The organism is Ruegeria sp. SATB045 (genome assembly GCF_059613525.1).
In genome coordinates, this window is the sequence record NZ_JBXWSR010000028.1 from 85,011 (window position 1) to 102,894 (window position 17,884).

The following is a 17,884-nucleotide window of genomic DNA, read 5'->3' on the forward strand; positions in this document are numbered from 1 at the left end:
CGCAGCTTTGATTTGTCTCTGCTGAACATTCCGGACTGCTGCGCTAGGTGGTTGTCGGACAGCAGAGAGGATCTCCACATGGCAAAAGTCGCGTTTCTGGGTTTGGGTGTAATGGGCTATCCGATGGCCGGTCACCTACAGGCTGCAGGCCACGATGTCACCGTCTATAACCGCACCACAGCCAAGGCCGAGGCTTGGGTGGCCCAACATGGTGGCTCAATGGGAACAACGCCGCGCGAAGCCGCTGAGGGCGCGGAATTTGTCATGGCTTGCGTGGGCAATGACGATGACCTGCGCATGGTCTGCACCGGAGAGAACGGCGCGTTTCACGGCATGTCCAACGGGGCAATTTTTGTCGATCACACAACCGTATCCGCCAAGGTGACGCGTGAGCTATACGACGCAGGCAAAGCCGCAGGTATCGCGTTTGTGGACGCTCCGATCTCGGGCGGTCAGGCCGGGGCCGAGAATGGGGTCTTGTCGATCATGTGTGGTGCGGATCAAGCGGCCTATGATGCAGCAGAACCGGTGATGCAGGTCTATTCCAAAATCTGTCGCCGCATCGGCGAAAGTGGCGCAGGGCAGATGACCAAGATGTGCAACCAAATCGCCATTGCGGGTTTGGTGCAGGGTTTGAGTGAAGCTCTGCATTTCGCTGAAAAGGCCGGATTGGACGGGCGCTCGGTCGTTGAAGTGATCAGCCAGGGGGCGGCCGGCAGCTGGCAGATGGCCAATCGCTATGAGACGATGCTGGACGACCATTTCGACCATGGTTTTGCTGTCGACTGGATGCGCAAGGATCTGGGGATTTGTCTGGATACGGCGGATGAGACCGGGGCATCGCTGCCGGTGACGGCTTTGGTCGATCAGTTCTACAAGGATGTGCAGAAGCTGGGCGGCGGGCGGTGGGATACGTCCTCGCTGATCAAGCGGTTGCGCGCTTTGGGGTAATGGGTCAGGGGGGGCTGTCTGCCCCCCATCGCGCCGGGGCGCGATTCCCCCCGAAGATATTTTTAGCCAGATGAAGAGGATCCCGTTTGCAAACGGGGCAGGTTTGGGAATGGAAAACATGACGCAGTTCTGGGCCAATGCATTGCTCCAGCATTGGGGTCTGGAGGCCAAGCTGACGCGGCTGGATGGCGAGTATGACCTGAATTTCATGGTCCATGCCACCAATGGTCAGGATTACGTTCTAAAGGTCATGCGCGCGGGCTGCGAGGCCGAATTCGTCGATCTTCAGGTCAAGGCGCTGGAGCATATCGCGACTGAGGCACCGGGTCTGCCGTTTCCCAAGGTTTTCCCTGATCTGAACGGCCGTCTGCTGCCCGAGATTGCGGATCAGGACGGACAGCCCCGGCTGGTCTGGTTGCTGGAGCGTCTGCCTGGCGAGTGCTATGCCAAGGCCGCTCCGAAATCCGAGGCCCTGATCCTGAAGCTGGGCCGCGTTTTGGGGGCGACCGACCGGGCGCTGGAGGGGTTTGCCCATGACGGCTTGCAGCGCAGGGATTTCAAGTGGGACATGATGCAGGCGGGTTGGATCACGGATCAGCTTGAGGCGATCTCCGATCCCGCGCGGCGCGCTTTGCTGGCCGAGGTTTGTGCCGGGTTTGACGCGATATCACCGGTTCTGTCCCGACTGCCCAAACAGGCCATCCATAATGACGCCAACGACTATAACATTCTGGTCGAAGGGGAGATGGGTCAGCGGCAGAGCGTCTCGGGCCTGATTGATCTGGGGGATATGTGCGCGGCACCCCGCATCTGTGATCTGGCGATTGCCGGGGCGTATATCGTGTTGGACCATCCCCAGCCTGAACGCGCGCTGACCGCCTTGGTGCAGGGCTATCACGCCGCGAACCGCTTGCGCACGGATGAGGTTGATCTGATCTGGCCGCTGTTGCGGATGCGGCTGGCGGTGTCGGTGGTGAATTCGACCCTGATGGCCATCGACAATCCCGATGATCCGTATGTGACCATCAGCCAGGCCCCCGCCTGGCGGTTTCTGGAGAACGCTTCGGTCAATGGCGGGTTGATGGCGGCGCGGCTGCGCGTGGCCTGCGGGCTGCCTGTGACGGATGGGGCCGAGCGCGTCCACGCCTATCTGACCGCTCATCGCGGTCAGTTCGCACCGATGTTTGGACAAGATCTGGTTGATCTTCCGATGGGGTCGCTGTCGGTGGAAAACTGCGTCTGGCCGCAGAACCCGTTTCATATGCCACTGGCCGAGGCCGCCCGCGTGGGCGAGGAATATGGCGAGGGCTTGTGGCTGGGATATTACAATGAGCCGCGCCTGATCTATGCCGAGCCGGGGTTCCGTAAGGGGCCGTGGAAAGCCTCGGACCGTCGCACGGTGCACTTGGCGGTGGATGTGTTCGCCCAGGCGGGCACCGTGTTGCACGCGCCGATGAGTGGACGGGTTGAGGCGGTGGAAAACCGCGACGCCCATCTGGACTATGGCGGCGTGGTGATCCTGCATCACGAAACGCCTGAGGGGGACACGTTCTATACGCTCTATGGTCATCTGGACCCTGAGGTGTGCGATCGGCTGAAACCCGGTGATCCGGTGGCGCAGGGCGCTGCGTTCGCGCGATTGGGGGACGCCACACAGAACGGCGGCTGGGCCCCGCATGTGCATTTCCAGCTGGCGATGACCACGGACGGGATGCAGAACGACTGGCCCGGTGTTGGTGACCCCGATGAGATGGAGCTGTGGCACGCGGTTTGCCCCAACCCGGCGGCCTTGCTGAACCTGCCTGATGACAAGGTGTTCTATCAACCGACCGACAAGCTGGCGATCCTGCAGGGGCGGCACGACCATTTTGGCGGCAATCTCAGCCTGACCTATGACGATCCGGTCATGCTGGTGCGCGGGTGGAAACACCACCTGTTCGATGAATGGGGTCGCCCCTATCTGGACGCCTATAATAACGTCCCCCATGTGGGCCACGCGCATCCGCGCATTCAGGCGGTGGCGGCGGATCAGCTGCGGCGCATGAACTCGAACACGCGCTATCTGCACCCGGCGCAGACCGCTTTTGCCGATAAGGTGCTGTCGAAACTGCCTGACCACCTTGAGGTCTGTTTTTTCGTCAATTCCGGCACCGAGGCGAACGAGCTGGCCCTGCGGCTGGCCCGCGCCCATACCGGGGCCAAGGGGATCGTGACGCCCGATCACGGCTATCACGGCAATACGAATGCGGCGGTCGCGATCTCGGCCTATAAGTTCAACAAACCCGGCGGCGTGGGTCAGGCGGATTGGGTCGAACTGGTTGAAGTGGCCGACGATTATCGCGGATCATTCAAGCGCGACGATCCCGACCGCGCCACAAAATTCGCGAATTTTGTGGACCCTGCGATTGCCGCCTTGCAGGACAAGGGCCACGGCATCGCCGGTTTCATCGCAGAAACCTTCCCCTCGGTCGGCGGGCAGATCATCCCGCCCAAAGGCTATCTGCCTGCGGTCTATGAAAAAATCCGCGCCGCCGGAGGGGTGTGTATCGCTGATGAGGTGCAGACTGGGCTGGGACGTCTGGGTGAGTATTATTTCGGTTTTGAGCATCAGGGCGCGCTGCCTGATATCGTGGTCATGGGCAAACCCATCGGCAACGGGCACCCTCTAGGCGTGTTGGTCACCACCAAAGAAATCGCCCGAAGCTTTGACAATGGGATCGAGTTCTTCTCGACCTTTGGCGGATCGACCCTGTCCTGCCGGATCGGGAAAGAGGTGTTGGACATCGTCGATGACGAGGGGCTGCAGGACAATGCTCGCGTGATGGGCGCGCGACTGATGGACGGGTTGCGCGGGATAGAGGCCGATTTCGGCTGTGTCGGCGACGTGCGCGGTATGGGTCTGTTTCTGGGGGTTGAGTTGGTCAACCCCGACGGGTCTGAGGGCACCGAGATTTGCAAATACGTCAAGAACCGGATGCGCGATCACCGCATTCTGATCGGCAGCGAAGGGCCCAGGGACAACATCCTGAAAATCCGCTCGCCCCTGACGATCGAGGCGGGTGATGTCGACATGATCCTGTGGGCGCTGCGCGATGTGCTGACCGAGGTCGGTGACTATGCCCCTGCCCCCTCCTGCGATCACCACCATGCCGGTTGCGGGTGTTGCTGAATGAACAACCCCCCGGCCTAACTGGAACGGGGGTCTGAGCCTGACCGAGCTGTTAATGCAACACGGCAGAGGGGGTTACGTGGCCGGTCGAAGAAAGCGGGGCCGCGACTGACATGCGACGCAATGCCAGCGCCAATTCCTCGGACAAGGCAGCAAGGGCGGGCGCGAAATCCGGACGGACGATAAGCGCCGCCAACATCATTGTGTCTTCCCGCGCACCTTCCGAGGCTGCGGCGATCATCTGCGCGAAACAGTTCTCATCCGCGCCCAGACAGGAACACCCCAGTCCGTGGCGGATCAACGGTCGTCTGCCATGATGAGCACAGAGTGAACACAAGCGATCCATAACACTCATCGCAACGCTGTCCTGATCGGATTCTTGCGCCAAACCATCTGCGCGCGCCAACGCTGCATCGCTCCACTGCCGCAAGTACAGAACCGCGCTGGCTTCAATAGGGCTAAGGTCTGTCAGTCGACCAACGGTAGCCCCGCCGCGGGCAAAACGCGCGCTCATTTCGTCAGGATCAGTTTGCCAGCGCGGGTGATGCGCAGGGTGTAAAGCTGATCACCCAGCTCAATATGAGCCAGATTTCCGCCTTTCGTCAGTTCTTCGGCTTTATGTGCCGGCAGCATGGATACGGGGTAGGATTGCGTGGGGTTCGGATTCTGCACATTCATCAGGTCAACTCCAGAGGGTCACGGGCAAAAGGCCGATTTTTGTTCGCGTTTTCAGTGGCTGGCTGACCCGAATCCGGGTTGGCTTGTTGTCTTAATCCTTAATCTGATAATTTTACTCAGGTATGTCAAGCGTCAATATCATACCTCATTCATCCGCGTGGAATTGCGCTGCTTTGGCGATCGGGCTAAGCCTGATGCGACGATTCAAACGCCCGAGGTTTTCCATGACTGCAACGCTCATGTTCGATCTGGACGGAACGCTGATCGACAGTTTGCCTGATATCGCGGCCGCCGCGAACCGCATGCTGCAGGACGAGGGACGCCCCCATCTTCCACAAAAGACAATCCAGCAATTCGTTGGGAATGGCCTTCCCAAATTGGTCGAACGTGTCATCAGGCATTGCGACATGCCACTTGATCGCCATGAAGAACTGACTGAGCGTACACTTGCACATTATTCCGCCGTATCCAGTGCGCTGACCGTGCCCTATCCCGGTGTTTCCGAGGCGCTACAGCAGCTGCGCGATATGGGATGCGTATTGGGCATTTGCACCAACAAGCCCGAGGCTCCCGCCCGCGATATTCTACGGGATTTGGGCCTCGCCCATCATTTCGAAACCGTCTTTGGCGGTGATACTCTGAACACACGCAAGCCCGACCCCGCGCATCTTCACGCCAGTTTCGCCGCCGTCACCCCGACCGGTCCGCGTCTGTTTATTGGCGACAGCGAAGTCGACGCCGAAACCGCGCAACGTGCGCAGGTTCCGTTTCTGCTGTTCACCGAAGGGTATCGGAAGTCACCCGTATCCGAAATCCCGCATGCACTTAACTACGACCACAACGAAAAGCTGCCCTCGTTGGTCCAGCAAGCGATATCGAAGCTGGAAGAAACGGCCTGATCCAAGGAACTGAGGGGCCGGCCGAGGGGGTAAGAAGCCAGCCCCTCAAAGGGGGAAATGTCCTTGGTAAAACCTTGGATGCTTTACAGTTAAGGTATTTCGTATTTGCAAGATATTGGGGGTTTCCCGTAGAGGCCGGAAAACATCCAACCGTCGTTCGAATTCAATCGCCCTTTTTGCAGTCCTGAAACAACTAAGGCGAAGTGGTTCCCCACCCCGCCTTAACGCTTTGCAACGGATTGTCTGGATCAGATCGCCAAATATTCCTCACGCAGTTGCGTATTCTCCAGCACTTCGCTGGCAGTGCCGTCAAACACGATACTACCTGTATCCAGGATGATTGCGCGGTCGGCTAATTCCAATGCACGCACGGCGTTTTGTTCAACGATGATCGTGGTCATGCCCTGTTGCTTTACGTGGATCAGAGTCTTTTCGATCTCATCCACGATCACCGGGGCCAATCCTTCGTAGGGCTCGTCCAACAGCAAAACCTTGATGTCGCGTGCCAATGCACGCGCTATGGCCAGCATTTGCTGCTCACCACCTGACAGGGTCACACCCTCTTGCTTGCGTCGCTCGCCAAGACGGGGGAACAACTCGTAGATACGTTCAAGCGACCAGCCAATTGGTGGCGCAATCTGAGCAAGTTGCAGGTTTTCCTCGACCGTCAAGCCAGGGATGATCCGGCGATCCTCGGGGACAAGACCAAGACCGGCCGCTGCAGCCTCATAGCTTGTTTTGTTGTGCAGAGGCTGGTGGTCCAGCCAGATCTCGCCATGGCGCACTTCGGGGTCACCAAGACGCGCGATCGAGCGTAGGGTCGAGGTCTTACCAGCCCCGTTCCGGCCGAGCAGAGCCAGAATCTCGCCCTCGTGCACGTTGAAGCTGACACCTTGAACGATGTAGCTTTCGCCGTAGTACGAATGCATATCCCACACCGAAAGAAAGGCGGGCGCAGTTGTGGCCATATTGGCGTTTTTCGAAAAGTCCGGTTTCTCATTCATAGCTTTTCCTTACGCTGCCTCGCCCAGATAGGCTTCGCGAACCTTGGGGTTACCGCGAATGTTCTCTGGCACGTCTTCCACTAAGGGTGTGCCCTGTGCCAGCACGGTAATCCGTTCGGCAAGGCTGAAGACCACATGCATATCGTGCTCAATGATCGCGATGGTGATGTCGCGTTCATCCTTGATTTGTTTCAGCAGGTCGATCGTGTTGTTGGTATCGGCCCGCGCCATTCCGGCTGTCGGTTCATCCAGCAGCAACAGACGCGGGTTCTGGCTAAGGCACATGCCGATCTCAAGCCGACGCTTGTCACCACGCGACAAGGAAGCGGCGTGCATTTCGCGCTTGTCGGCCATGTTCATCTCGACCAGCATCGCTTCGGCCTGTTCGACGATGTCCTTTTCATTGGCAATCGTCTCATAGGCGTGCATCCGAAACGCCCCGTCTCGCATGGCGAAAATCGGGATCAGCATGTTCTCCATCACAGTCAGCTCACCGAATATCTCGGGGGTCTGGAACACACGGCTGATGCCCATCTGGTTGATCTGAAACGGCTCGAGCCCTAGCACCGAATTGTTGTCAAACAGGACCGACCCGGTATCCGGCATCAGTTTACCCACAAGACAGTTCAGCAGGGTCGACTTGCCGGCGCCATTGGGGCCGATGATGGCATGAACCGAATTTTCCTCGACGTTCAGGTTCACGTCCGTCAGCGCCTTTAGGCCACCGAAGCGTTTACTGACGTCTTTTACACGTAGAATTGCCATAGTCGCCTCCTTTATTCCGCTGGCTCGGTTTTGCCCGAAGGCGCATCATCCGCACCGGATTTCCGACGTTTGAACCAGTTCGATACCCGCTGTCCGCCTTCGACAAGGCCGCCAGGCAGATAAATCACCACCAACATGAACAGGATACCCAATGTCAGGTGCCAGCCTTTGCCGATGAACGGGTGGATGATGAACACCACCGCGTCCTCCAACCCGTCGGGCAGGAAGGCAAACCAGCTGTGCAGGACGTTATCGTTGATTTTCGAGAATATGTTCTCGAAATACTTGATGAAGCCCGCGCCCAGAACCGGACCGATCAGCGTTCCGGTACCGCCAAGAATGGTCATCAGAACCACCTCGCCCGAGGCCGTCCACTGCATCCGCTCGGCCCCGGCCAGCGGATCCATCGCGGCCATCAGGCCACCAGCCAGACCGGCATACATGCCAGAGATCACAAAGGCCGCCAGCGTATAGGGTTTCGAGTTCAGCCCGGTGTAGTTCATCCGCTGCTGGTTCGACTTCACCGCCCGCAGCATCATCCCGAAAGGCGACCGGAAGATACGGATCGCCAGATAAAACACGACCATCATAACCACCGCACACAGGTAGTAGCCTGCGTTGAAGTCAAAGCTCCACGCGCCTATGTCCAGCGTATAAGTCGCGCGCATGGGTAATCCGAACAGGTGCGGCAGGTCGGGCGCATTGGCCCCCTGCAGGATCTGCGGGTCATCTGCATAGACCTGAAGGCCAGTCTCCCCGTTGGTCAGGTTGAATTTGGGGTTCGACAGCACCGAATAGGCCAGCGCAAAGCTCATCTGTGCGAAGGCCAGCGTCAGGATCGAGAAATAAATCCCTGACCGCCGCAGGCTGACATAACCGATCAGCAAAGAGAACAACCCAGCGATCACCACGCTCAGCGCGATGGCGGGGATGACGTTATAGCTGAGCAGCTTGAACATCCAAACGGCCGAATACGATCCCACGCCCAGAAAGGCCGCATGGCCGAAGGACAGGTATCCGGTCAGGCCAAACAGGATGTTGAACCCGATGGCGAAGATGCCAAAGATCACGAACCGCTGCATCAGGTCGGGGTAGCCCGCGTTGAACTGCGCCATGGCGCTGTCCGCCGGGAACGGGTTCAGGATGAAGGGGGCCAGCAGCGTCAGAATCCCAACGATGATCAGCAGCCCGGTGTCTTTCTTGTTCAGTCCAAACATGGATTAGTCCTCCATCACGCCTTTGCGCCCCATCAGCCCGCGTGGCCGCAGCAGCAGCACGATGATGGCGACAAGGTAGATGATGATCTGGTTGATGCCCGGAATCGTGGTCGTGGCCCAAGTGGTCGAGGCAAAGCTCTCGAGGACCCCCAGCAAGAACCCCGCCAACACGGCACCAGGCAGCGATCCCATGCCACCTACAACAACCACAACAAAGCTAAGTACCAAGAAGTCCATCCCCATGTGGTAATTCGGCGGATTGAGCGGCCCGTACATCACCCCGGCCAGTCCTGCCACCGCAGCAGCGATCCCGAACATGATGGTAAATCGGCGGTCGATGTTAATGCCCAACAAACCTACGGTTTCCCGGTCGGCCATACCTGCGCGAACAACCATGCCGAAGGTGGTGAATTGCAGGAACGAGAAGACTGCACCGATAATGGCAACCGCAAAGCCGAAATAGACCAGACGCCAGATCGGATAAATGATTGCGTTCGGATCGAACCCGATCATGGTGCCCAAATCGATAGAGCCATTGAGCGCTTCGGGCGGCGGGGTCTGGATCGGGTTGGCCCCGAAGAAATACTTGACGACCTCTTGCAGTACGATAGCCAGACCAAATGTCACAAGGATCTGATCCGCATGGGGGCGTTTGTAGAAATGCTTGATCAGCCCGCGCTCCATCACGTAGCCGACCAACAGCATGATCGGGATCGCGAACAAGATCGCCAGAGGCACCGACCAGTCGATGATTGACGCACCGACCTCGGGACCGAACCATGCCTCGACATAAGGTGTCTCGACCTTCAGCGGATTACCCAGAAAGTCCGTCTGGGTTTCGTCGATGGTCTGAAAGCTGAGGCTAAACAGCTTTTGAAGGGTAACAGCACAAAAAGCGCCGATCATGAACAGCGCCCCGTGGGCAAAGTTCACAACACCCAGCGTGCCAAAGATCAATGTCAGCCCTAGCGCGATAAGCGCATATGCCGATCCCTTATCGAGCCCGTTTAGGATTTGAAGAAGTATGGCGTCCATTGTCCCCCCCTTTTATTGCCTTCAAGGCAGGCTCCCCTGCGTCAGCAGGAGAGCCCAGTTTCAGGTACAAGAATTTTCGTCGAAAATTCTGAGGCGCGGATTATGCGCCCGAGTTACAAGAACCCAGGTCACCGCCGGCGAACATCGGATGATCAGGTGCATAGGTCACCTGTTCGACCGGGGTCACTTCGACGATTTCCAGCGTGTCATAGGCGTTTGTCGGGTTTTCGTTGCCACGCACGACCAGCACATCTTTGAAGCACTGGTGATCTTCGGCGCGGTACAGTGTCTTACCGTTGCCCAGACCGTCGAACTCGAACCCTTCCAGCGCTTCAACAACGCCACAGGGGTTGAACGTACCCGCACGCTCGACCGCATCGGCATATAGCAGAACCTGCGCATAGCAGGTCTGGGCCGAGTTGGATGGCGGCTTGCCGTACTTTTCACCGAAGGATTTCACGAAGGCCTTGGTGCCCTCATCCTGCAGCTGCCAGTTCCAGTTCATCGAACCCAGCACGCCCTTGATGTTCTCGCCCGCACCAGCGGCCATCAGTTCGGAATACAGCGGCACGACAATCTTGAAGTCCTTGCCGTTGGCCACCTTGTCCAGCAAGCCGAACTGAATCGCGTTGGTCAGCGAGTTCACCATGTTGCCGCCATAGTGGTTTAGAACCAGAACATCCGCGCCCGAGTTCAGAACCGGAGCGATGTAGGACGAAAAGTCCGTTGACGCGAGTGGTGTTTTGACTGTGTTGACCGTTTCCCATCCCAAGGCTTCGGTCGAAGCAACAATCGACTCTTCCTGGGTCCAGCCCCAGTTGTAGTCAGCTGTCAGGTGATAAGCGCGGCGTTCCTTGCCCATCTCAGCCGCCAGAACCGGCGCCAGCGCGGCACCCGACATATAGGCGTTGAAGAAGTGGCGGAAACCGTTGGCTTTCTTGTCTTTACCGGTGGTGTCATTGGCATGGGTAAGACCCGCCATAAAGATCACGCCCGCCTCTTGGCACAGACCCTGAACCGCAACGGCCACGCCCGAGGACGATCCGCCGTTGATCATCACGGCCCCGTCTTTTTCGATCATCGACTTGGCCGAAGCGCGGGCTGCATCCGATTTGGTTTGTGTATCACCGGTTACGAACTCGACCTTTTTGCCAAGGATACCGTTCCCCTTGAGCGCCTTGGACGTAAAGGTGTTCAGGCAACCGCCATCGCCTTCGCCATTCAGATGCTCGACCGCCAGCTGTTGCGCCAGAAGTTCATCATTTCCTTCTTCGGCATATGGCCCGGTCTGCGGGACGTTGAAACCAAGGGTAACCGAAGACCCTGTGGGCTCGTTAGTGTAGGCTGCTGCTGACGAAGCGGTGAAGATCGTAGGCAGGGCCAGACCGGTTCCCGCAACGGCACCGGACTTCAGCACGCCGCGGCGTGTGACAGATTTGTTAGTCATTCATTCCTCCCATTTCCCAATTTTCACTCTCTGGCTCCTCTTCCAGCGAGTGAAGGCGCATTTCTGCGTTCTATGAGTATGGAGGCCCATCCGAAAATTTCTCAACAACCTATTAAACTTGCAACGATGTTAGGTAAACAAATACACAAGAGATGAGAAAATCAGTTAATGTTTAGTCATTTTGGAATTTTTTACTTTTTAATTACAGATGTTTAATTGTGAATCCATTATTCTTGTCAAAAACCTAAAACCGTCGCCAAGCTCGCTGATTCAAGATGCACCCTTAGGGCCAAATGCGAAGAGTTCTCACAATGACACTTATCCGCGCCGCATTCAAACACCTGAGAGCACATCCTGAAGAGCTTAAACTTGCTGATCTTTGATGAACTTTTTTATCGTCATAAATCACATTATGAACACTCATAATGACCCAAGCCAGAGCGCTTAACACGCCATGAAAGAAACAGTCTAAAGGAGCTCGCTCGTTTGTCCCCAGAAAGGAGGCCATAAAGTCACAACTTTCGTTCGTTGCTCTAAATTTATGTTCCATTAATTTTCAGTTAATTTTTTAGGTGGTACGTTAGACTTTCAAAAGAATCGTTAAAGAATCGAGTGGGCATTTGTCCGCTTTTGGCGTAAGCCGCATTTTTGTTGTAATTAGTATGGAATGGTGACGTATGAATGGGGGGAAGGCTCAAACTGGAGCGTGGCTGCCAAATGCGCTTCATGCACGAGCAATCATAAATTTCATTCATTGGAGTCAGGGCGGCCTTGTTCTGGACGCAGCTCTCAATGGTATAGTGGAAGCCTTCGGCGCAGACTGCGCCGTCATAAGCCGTTTGTGGCTGAACAAAGGCGGCCACAGGGTGGCCGCGCGTTCGGACACGCGCGATCCATCAATCAGCCGCCCTCTGTTCTTGTCCTATGCCAATGACGCGCTTGGACCTTTTCGCAACGTGCCGAAAAGGGCATCTGTTTTCAGTTTGCGTGAAGATGGCGAGGACCCTGCGAAACTGTCACCGGTCCTGACGGATTGGATTGCGCATCGCAAAATCTCGGACATCCTGTTCCTGTGTCTGGACCATCAGGCTGGCGAAATAGACTTTCTTGAGCTGCACTTTGGTCAGAATCCCGAACCCGGCTATAAGGAGGCAATCGAACAGATTGCTCCACAGTTATCCGAGACGTTTCAGAGCCGGCGCGCTGGCCTTGTGACCGAGGCATTGTCCCGGCAGACCGTCGCAACCATCCGCAAGACAAGTATTGAAGTGCCTATCCTGAGCACCGAAAACCCTGCGGGGCTTACCCGTGCCGAATGGCGTGTGTGCGTATTGGTGTCTCGTGGCATATCATCCCAAGGTATCGGCGCTGAGTTGGGAATTGGACCTGCAACTGTCAGGACACACCTCAAACATATCTATTCGAAAACCGGTCTGGATAATTTCCATATGCTGGCACGCAGACTAGTGTCGGTCGAAGAGCGCGAGGCGCTGTACGGGAAACTGCATCAAGCAAGGGCTTAATGCCTCAATTAGACTGGCAAAATTGGATTGCCCTATGGCTGTTCGCGCCGCTGTTTGCGGCTACAGCGTGGACTGATTTCACTCAGCTGCGAATTCCTAACACCTATTGCATCATCGGCCTGGTCATTTTCGTGGCCACCGCCCCGTTTCTGGAATGGCACGAGTTGTTCATGCGCCTCATGATTGGCGGAGCGTGCTTTCTGCTTTGCTTTGGCCTGTTCGCAGTCAGATGGCTGGGCGGCGGGGACGCCAAGATGCTTCCTGTCGTGTTTCTCATTGTTCCAAGCCCAGCAGTTCCCGACTATTTACTGCTCTTGGCCGCAGGTATGGGTCTAGGGCTTGTTGGGATGGCCTTGGTACGACGTTATGCCAAAACCCTGTCTCCGCGCTTCAAATCAACTGCCCAATCGCGAGAGTTTCCAATGGGGATCGCGATCGGGTCTTCGGGGCTGGTTTTGGCCCTGCATTCTGTCCTTCAGTTAACACCGAATTGAGCCTTAGTTTCCACCAAAGGTCTCCATATAACGGATCACAACAGGAGCCAGGATCAGACCTGCGATAGCTGGCAACATCAGGGTAGCCAAGACCGCAGACATTTGAACAGGTAGCTTATTAGCCTTTTCCTGAGCACGCACTTCACGCAGCTCTCGCATCTCTTCTGCATAAGTGTTCAAGGCAGAAGCAAGCGGAACACCAAACCGGGTCGACTGAAGAACAACGCTTACAAAAGCACTCATTTCCTCGATCCCGGTTCGACGTGCCATACGCATAAGAGCTGTGTCACGATCCCGGCCTGCCTGAATCTCGCTTAGCGCGATCAGTATTTCTTCGGACAGTTCTGGAGCAACCAATTGCATTTCGACAGCCACTTTCAGCAGAGCCTGATCGAATCCCATACCAGCTTCGATACCGATCTGCAGAAGATCCAGCATGTTCGGGAAGGCGCTCTCCATCTGCCATTTGCGCTCTTTGATGCGGGCTCTCATCCACAGATGAGGAACGTAGAACCCGATCGCACCCAAAATGACCACGTTTCTAAGAGTGGCCAGCAAGTCCAGACCGCCCATATACTCTGCAATCCGCGCGCCAAAGTTGTTCGGCGGCTGCCAGTTGAGCAAAAAGATAAAGGTCATCGGCAAAAACGTCGCCAGGCCCAACCGGATAAAGTAGTAACCCGCAATCGCGTTCTTCCCGCGAAAGCCAGACTTGGCTAGCACCTGCCCGACTTCGAGACGCTCGCTTGCATCGGCTGGGATAAGCGCTGCGCTCAGGCCAGTCGGCGTTTCGCCTTCCAGTTTATCTGGCGTTCCCCGAGCCAGATTTTGGCGTGGCCGGCTTGGCACCATGCGATCGGCAGCGGTTGAACGTTCTCTGAAAGCGGACGAAATTCCGAAAAAGGCGAGCACTGCGCCAAGGACCACAATTGCAAGCAAAAGGAATTGTGACCCAATTTCGTCAGCAAGAATAGAGTTGATATATTCCATCGGGGAAACTCCTTATATCCGGAAATTCACCAGCTTAAACAATATGATGGCGTTCAGAACTATTGCCGCCGCGATCAACCCCATTACCGGCCAGAACGACGGAGCATCCGAAACATCGCCGTAGTAGGTCGGCGTCATGATCGTCATAAAGACGGCAATGAGGACGGGAATACTGGATAGGATAAATGCGGTCATTCGACCTTCTGCCGAGATCGCCTTGACTTTACGACGCAGCGACATCCGCGAGCGAATAACCCGCGCCAGAGTTCTGAGGATTCCGGCAAGATCACCCCCGGTACCGTGCTGCATCATCAACGCAACGGCCAGGTACTGGATGTCTTCTTCGTCAATACGCTCAGCAAGGGTTTTCAAGGCATCCGGCAGTTCTTCGCCGTAGGCAACCTGGTCGACAATCAGCCCGAACTCGGTGCCGATAGGATCAGGCATTTCTTCGGCAACGCTCTGCAACGTCGTGTTCAGCGGATGCCCAACTTTCAAACCCCGGGCCATAAGGTCCAGCGCATCAGGCAGTTGCTTGATCAGCATGGCCTTACGCTTTCTCAACGTGCTTCCGAGGACAACAAGCGGGCCAAACAAGAAAACCACGGCCGAGATTGGCACAACCTGCACTGGATTGGACACGAGCGAACCGCCAATTGCGCAGACAAGAAAGGCCGCAGCACAAGCTATCAGGAACACCTCGGGGGCCATGTTCAAACCGGACGCTTTCAACGCTGCCGGAAGATCCCCCACAAACGGGAAATTCCGGATCAGCGGCTTGGCTTCCTGCGGTTTAAGCAGGTTTAAAACATCTTCGCCGCTCTTACCTTCGTTTAGCAGCTGAACGCGACGATTGATCGCTTCTTCACGGTTTTCACCCCGCCGCAGGAATTGCCGCAGCCCTTCCCATGCGATCAGAGCCCCCAGGAAAACAGCCAACGCGAGAACAAAGCGCGCATCAAAACCGAAGATTTCCATCTCGGGCCCAACAATTCCGTTGATATCGAGATTGGAAAAGAATGATCGAATTTGCTCGAACATGACCCGCCTCCTTAGGTGAACTGGACGGTGGACAGGTCTACCCCAGCAGCGGCCAATGCTTCGCTCGACTTCGGCCGGATACCGGTTGCCATGAACCGTCCCAAAACTTTGCCGTTCTCATCTTTACCTTCGCGCTTGAAGACAAAGATGTCTTGCATGGTCACAATGTCCCCTTCCATGCCGGTCACTTCAGCAATGGAAGTCACGCGGCGGGTACCGTCTGACATGCGGTTCAACTGCAGAACAAAGTGCACTGCCGAGGCAATGGTGGCGCGAATGGCCGAATGCGGCAGTTCCATTCCACCCATCTGGACCATCTGTTCGACACGCGACAGGGCATCTCTTGGGCTGTTCGCGTGGACCGTAGTCATCGATCCGTCGTGGCCTGTGTTCATGGCCTGCAGCATGTCAAAGGCTTCCGAACCGCGTACCTCGCCCACGACGATACGGTCCGGGCGCATCCGCAGCGCGTTTCGAACAAGGTCACGCTGCGCCACCGCTCCTGTTCCGTCCAGACCAGCCGGACGCGTCTCCATGCGCAGCACATGTTCCTGCTGCAGCTGGAGTTCCGCAGCATCTTCGATTGTCACGATCCGTTCGTTCGCACCAATGTAAGAAGAAAGCGCGTTCAGCATCGTCGTCTTACCAGAGCCTGTACCGCCCGAGATCAGAACATTCATCTTGGCGTCAACCAGCCCTCTCAGCAGATTTGCGGCACTGTCGTTCAGGGCGCCGTTGTTCACCAAACGCTGCATCGTCAAAGGAACGCGTGCAAATTTACGGATCGACAGGGCAGGGCCATCCAAAGCGCAAGGCCGAATAATAGCGTTCACACGGCTACCATCCTCTAGACGCGCGTCCACCCAAGGCTGACGTTCATCAATACGGCGACCAACCCGGCTAACGATTTTGTCGATGATACGCAGCAGGTGGCGTTCATCACGGAACCGGGCTTCAGTTTTTTCAAGGATACCAGCGCGTTCGACAAAGATCTGCTCATGGCCGTTGACCAGGATATCGTTGATCGTCGGGTCGGCCAGCAACGGCTCGAGCGGGCCAAGGCCCAGGACTTCATGCATCAGCTCTTCGACAAGCTCTTTGATCTCTTCGCTGCGCATCGCACGGCCTTCATGGCGCAACAGATCCGTAGCGTGCTTGCCAATCTCGCCGCGCAGAGTGTCCTCTTCAACCTTGTCGATTACAGCGAGGTTCAGCTTGTCCAGCAGCGAGTTGTGCATCCGCGCCTTCAGGTCAATACGATCCTGCTGTCTTTCGCGATCAACGACCTTTTTCTCGGCTTCAAAGGCTGCGATGTCTGATACGTTAGAGTCCAGCTTCTTGGTATCCAAGGGAACGACCTTGGGTGCGCTGGGTGCTGTACGGCTCGTTCTGTCAAATTCACGAAACATTCTTTCAACCTTTTACTTTATCTTACATCACGGCTTGGGGAACGGGCGTCAGCTGTTCACGCGCGGCGGCAGAGAAGCCCGCGTGTCATCCGCCAGCTTCTTGATCGCCCGTGTCGCTGGTGCCCGGTTGGACACGTCCTGCAAGGGAACGCCTCGATCAACGGACTCGCGCACTGTACGCTCGTCCTTTGGCACCCAATACGAGAAGTCTTTTTCAAGTAGCTTGGTCGCCGCGCGGTGATGGGCCGCGGGGAACAAGGGCTTTTTCTCAAGGCTTGCAACCAGTTGAATGTCCAAAGCCGGGTTTTCGCTGTGATAAAAATCAATCAGCTTGCGGGCAGAGCGCACCGACGGTACGGCCACATCCGTAACCAGATACAGCCGGTCCGCCTGAGCGAGCACCGGAGTGATCCACTCGACCAAAGCACGCGGCAGATCAATCACAACGTAGTCGTGAGACCGGCGCAAACTGTCCAGAATAGCGTCAATCTGTTCGGCTTTGATGGCAGATAGCGGGCCATAACGTGATGGAGCTGCCAGAACATCTACACCGCATGGTGCTTTGGCCATTGCCTGATCCAGAAACGCAGTGTCAGGAATGCTTTCGTCCATTGCCATGCGCCACATGGCATCGCTTTCTTCCACGTCCATCAGGGCCGCGATGGAACCAAACTGGAAGTCCAGATCAACCACTGCAACCTCGTTGGCCGCTTTCTTCTTGAAGAAACCTTCTTTCTGCTGCAACTCGTTGGCCATGTTTGCAGCCACAAGCGAAGAACCAACACCACCACGAGATTTTGCCACGGCAATCACTTTGCCCAGCGTTGCATGACCGCCCCAAACCGCAGGCAACTGAGCTTGGCGACGAGTCCGGATCGCATCAACCTGCGGCACGATCTCCTCGTTGATCGCGGTCCGGGGTAAAACGTCATCGACGCCCAATTTCTTAAGCTGTCGAGCTTTTTCAAGCGGCAGATCTTCCGGGGCCAGCGCAATGATAATTGCGTTGGGCATCCGCGCATCGCAGATTCTCTGTGCTGTTTCCAGCATTTTGTCGCTGTCTTCCTCGACGTCGAACAGAACCACATCATTCAGCGCCGTAAGCGAGATGGCCGAACCGTTCACACCCGAGACCGTGTCTTTTCGGCCAGTGAACTGGCAGTTCTCCTGTTCAGCAAGAGACCCTTCAATCGCCGAGTAGATCTCTTCGTCGGGCGAAATCAACAATACTGAAATCTGTTTTCCACTCATTATCTTTCTCC

At 56.4% G+C, this 17,884-nt stretch carries 16 protein-coding genes; 5 read left to right on the top strand and 11 right to left on the bottom strand.

Annotated elements, in window-relative coordinates; genetic code table 11:
- Positions 1-78 precede the first annotated feature (78 nt).
- Positions 79-951: an NAD(P)-dependent oxidoreductase gene (locus AC2FNR_RS15575; protein WP_496849926.1), complete on the top strand. Its 873-nt coding sequence runs from the start codon at positions 79-81 to the stop codon at positions 949-951.
- A gap of 118 nt (positions 952-1,069) precedes the next feature.
- Positions 1,070-4,120, top strand: a complete 3,051-nt coding sequence (locus AC2FNR_RS15580) for an aminotransferase class III-fold pyridoxal phosphate-dependent enzyme (RefSeq protein WP_496849928.1) — start codon at positions 1,070-1,072, stop codon at positions 4,118-4,120.
- Between the two features lie 52 nt (positions 4,121-4,172).
- On the opposite strand, the gene AC2FNR_RS15585 is transcribed toward AC2FNR_RS15580, so the two are convergent.
- Positions 4,173-4,634, bottom strand: a complete 462-nt coding sequence (locus AC2FNR_RS15585) for a hypothetical protein (RefSeq protein WP_496849930.1) — start codon at positions 4,632-4,634, stop codon at positions 4,173-4,175.
- Positions 4,631-4,798: a hemin uptake protein HemP gene (gene hemP / locus AC2FNR_RS15590; RefSeq protein ID WP_170751582.1), complete on the bottom strand. Its 168-nt coding sequence runs from the start codon at positions 4,796-4,798 to the stop codon at positions 4,631-4,633. Before hemP ends, AC2FNR_RS15585 begins: the two co-directional genes overlap by 4 nt.
- A gap of 224 nt (positions 4,799-5,022) precedes the next feature.
- Here hemP and gph point away from each other — a divergent pair, with 224 nt between their 5' ends.
- Positions 5,023-5,697, top strand: a complete 675-nt coding sequence (gene gph, locus AC2FNR_RS15595; protein WP_496849932.1) for a phosphoglycolate phosphatase — start codon at positions 5,023-5,025, stop codon at positions 5,695-5,697.
- Between the two features lie 248 nt (positions 5,698-5,945).
- Here the strand turns inward: gph and AC2FNR_RS15600 are convergent, their stop codons facing one another.
- The 5 genes from AC2FNR_RS15600 to AC2FNR_RS15620 all read right to left on the bottom strand — a co-directional run bounded on the left by AC2FNR_RS15600 (position 5,946) and on the right by AC2FNR_RS15620 (position 11,165).
- The gene (locus tag AC2FNR_RS15600) at positions 5,946-6,701 is read right to left on the bottom strand and encodes an ABC transporter ATP-binding protein (protein WP_496849934.1); all 756 of its coding nucleotides are present in this window, start codon (positions 6,699-6,701) and stop codon (positions 5,946-5,948) included.
- Positions 6,702-6,710: 9 nt separating this feature from the next.
- Positions 6,711-7,466, bottom strand: coding sequence for an ABC transporter ATP-binding protein (locus tag AC2FNR_RS15605; RefSeq protein ID WP_170353384.1), 756 nt, complete (start codon positions 7,464-7,466; stop codon positions 6,711-6,713).
- Positions 7,467-7,477: 11 nt separating this feature from the next.
- Positions 7,478-8,683 carry a branched-chain amino acid ABC transporter permease gene (locus AC2FNR_RS15610; RefSeq protein ID WP_170353385.1) on the bottom strand — a complete coding sequence of 402 codons (1,206 nt, stop codon included), beginning with the start codon at positions 8,681-8,683 and terminating at the stop codon, positions 7,478-7,480.
- Between the two features lie 3 nt (positions 8,684-8,686).
- On the bottom strand, positions 8,687-9,718 hold the full coding sequence (locus AC2FNR_RS15615) for a branched-chain amino acid ABC transporter permease (protein ID WP_170353386.1): 1,032 nt from the start codon (positions 9,716-9,718) through the stop codon (positions 8,687-8,689).
- Positions 9,719-9,818: 100 nt separating this feature from the next.
- A complete protein-coding gene (locus tag AC2FNR_RS15620) occupies positions 9,819-11,165 on the bottom strand; it encodes a substrate-binding protein (protein ID WP_170353387.1) in 1,347 nt (448 codons plus the stop codon).
- Positions 11,166-11,842: 677 nt separating this feature from the next.
- Here AC2FNR_RS15620 and AC2FNR_RS15625 point away from each other — a divergent pair.
- Together AC2FNR_RS15625 and AC2FNR_RS15630 are read left to right on the top strand one after the other, a co-directional pair.
- Positions 11,843-12,688, top strand: a complete 846-nt coding sequence (locus tag AC2FNR_RS15625; RefSeq protein ID WP_496849937.1) for a helix-turn-helix transcriptional regulator — start codon at positions 11,843-11,845, stop codon at positions 12,686-12,688.
- Entirely contained in the window at positions 12,688-13,182 is a 495-nt protein-coding gene (locus AC2FNR_RS15630; RefSeq protein WP_496849939.1) for an A24 family peptidase, read from the top strand. The genes AC2FNR_RS15625 and AC2FNR_RS15630 overlap by 1 nt, the downstream gene beginning before the upstream one ends.
- Before the next feature lie 3 nt (positions 13,183-13,185).
- Here the strand turns inward: AC2FNR_RS15630 and AC2FNR_RS15635 are convergent, their stop codons facing one another.
- From AC2FNR_RS15635 to AC2FNR_RS15650, 4 genes are read right to left on the bottom strand one after another with little or no spacing between them, the layout of a single operon-like run.
- Complete coding sequence (locus tag AC2FNR_RS15635; RefSeq protein WP_496849941.1) at positions 13,186-14,172, bottom strand: type II secretion system F family protein; 987 nt, start codon at positions 14,170-14,172, stop codon at positions 13,186-13,188.
- A 12-nt stretch (positions 14,173-14,184) separates the two neighbouring features.
- On the bottom strand, positions 14,185-15,213 hold the full coding sequence (locus AC2FNR_RS15640) for a type II secretion system F family protein (protein ID WP_170353391.1): 1,029 nt from the start codon (positions 15,211-15,213) through the stop codon (positions 14,185-14,187).
- 11 nt (positions 15,214-15,224) lie between these two features.
- Complete coding sequence (locus AC2FNR_RS15645) at positions 15,225-16,622, bottom strand: TadA family conjugal transfer-associated ATPase (RefSeq protein ID WP_170751600.1); 1,398 nt, start codon at positions 16,620-16,622, stop codon at positions 15,225-15,227.
- A gap of 48 nt (positions 16,623-16,670) precedes the next feature.
- On the bottom strand, positions 16,671-17,873 hold the full coding sequence (locus AC2FNR_RS15650) for a CpaE/TadZ family protein (protein ID WP_496849944.1): 1,203 nt from the start codon (positions 17,871-17,873) through the stop codon (positions 16,671-16,673).
- Between the last annotated feature and the right edge of the window lie 11 nt (positions 17,874-17,884).

Coding starts and splice junctions, on each gene's coding strand:
- AC2FNR_RS15605 (WP_170353384.1), bottom strand. CDS start 7,466: ATGGCAATTCTACGTGTAAAAGACGTCAGTAAACGCTTCGGTGGCCTA.
- hemP (WP_170751582.1), bottom strand. CDS start 4,798: ATGAATGTGCAGAATCCGAACCCCACGCAATCCTACCCCGTATCCATG.
- AC2FNR_RS15650 (WP_496849944.1), bottom strand. CDS start 17,873: ATGAGTGGAAAACAGATTTCAGTATTGTTGATTTCGCCCGACGAAGAG.
- AC2FNR_RS15585 (WP_496849930.1), bottom strand. CDS start 4,634: ATGAGCGCGCGTTTTGCCCGCGGCGGGGCTACCGTTGGTCGACTGACA.
- AC2FNR_RS15575 (WP_496849926.1), top strand. CDS start 79: ATGGCAAAAGTCGCGTTTCTGGGTTTGGGTGTAATGGGCTATCCGATG.
- AC2FNR_RS15640 (WP_170353391.1), bottom strand. CDS start 15,213: ATGTTCGAGCAAATTCGATCATTCTTTTCCAATCTCGATATCAACGGA.
- AC2FNR_RS15610 (WP_170353385.1), bottom strand. CDS start 8,683: ATGTTTGGACTGAACAAGAAAGACACCGGGCTGCTGATCATCGTTGGG.
- AC2FNR_RS15630 (WP_496849939.1), top strand. CDS start 12,688: ATGCCTCAATTAGACTGGCAAAATTGGATTGCCCTATGGCTGTTCGCG.
- gph (WP_496849932.1), top strand. CDS start 5,023: ATGACTGCAACGCTCATGTTCGATCTGGACGGAACGCTGATCGACAGT.
- AC2FNR_RS15600 (WP_496849934.1), bottom strand. CDS start 6,701: ATGAATGAGAAACCGGACTTTTCGAAAAACGCCAATATGGCCACAACT.
- AC2FNR_RS15635 (WP_496849941.1), bottom strand. CDS start 14,172: ATGGAATATATCAACTCTATTCTTGCTGACGAAATTGGGTCACAATTC.
- AC2FNR_RS15615 (WP_170353386.1), bottom strand. CDS start 9,718: ATGGACGCCATACTTCTTCAAATCCTAAACGGGCTCGATAAGGGATCG.
- AC2FNR_RS15645 (WP_170751600.1), bottom strand. CDS start 16,622: ATGTTTCGTGAATTTGACAGAACGAGCCGTACAGCACCCAGCGCACCC.
- AC2FNR_RS15625 (WP_496849937.1), top strand. CDS start 11,843: ATGAATGGGGGGAAGGCTCAAACTGGAGCGTGGCTGCCAAATGCGCTT.
- AC2FNR_RS15620 (WP_170353387.1), bottom strand. CDS start 11,165: ATGACTAACAAATCTGTCACACGCCGCGGCGTGCTGAAGTCCGGTGCC.
- AC2FNR_RS15580 (WP_496849928.1), top strand. CDS start 1,070: ATGACGCAGTTCTGGGCCAATGCATTGCTCCAGCATTGGGGTCTGGAG.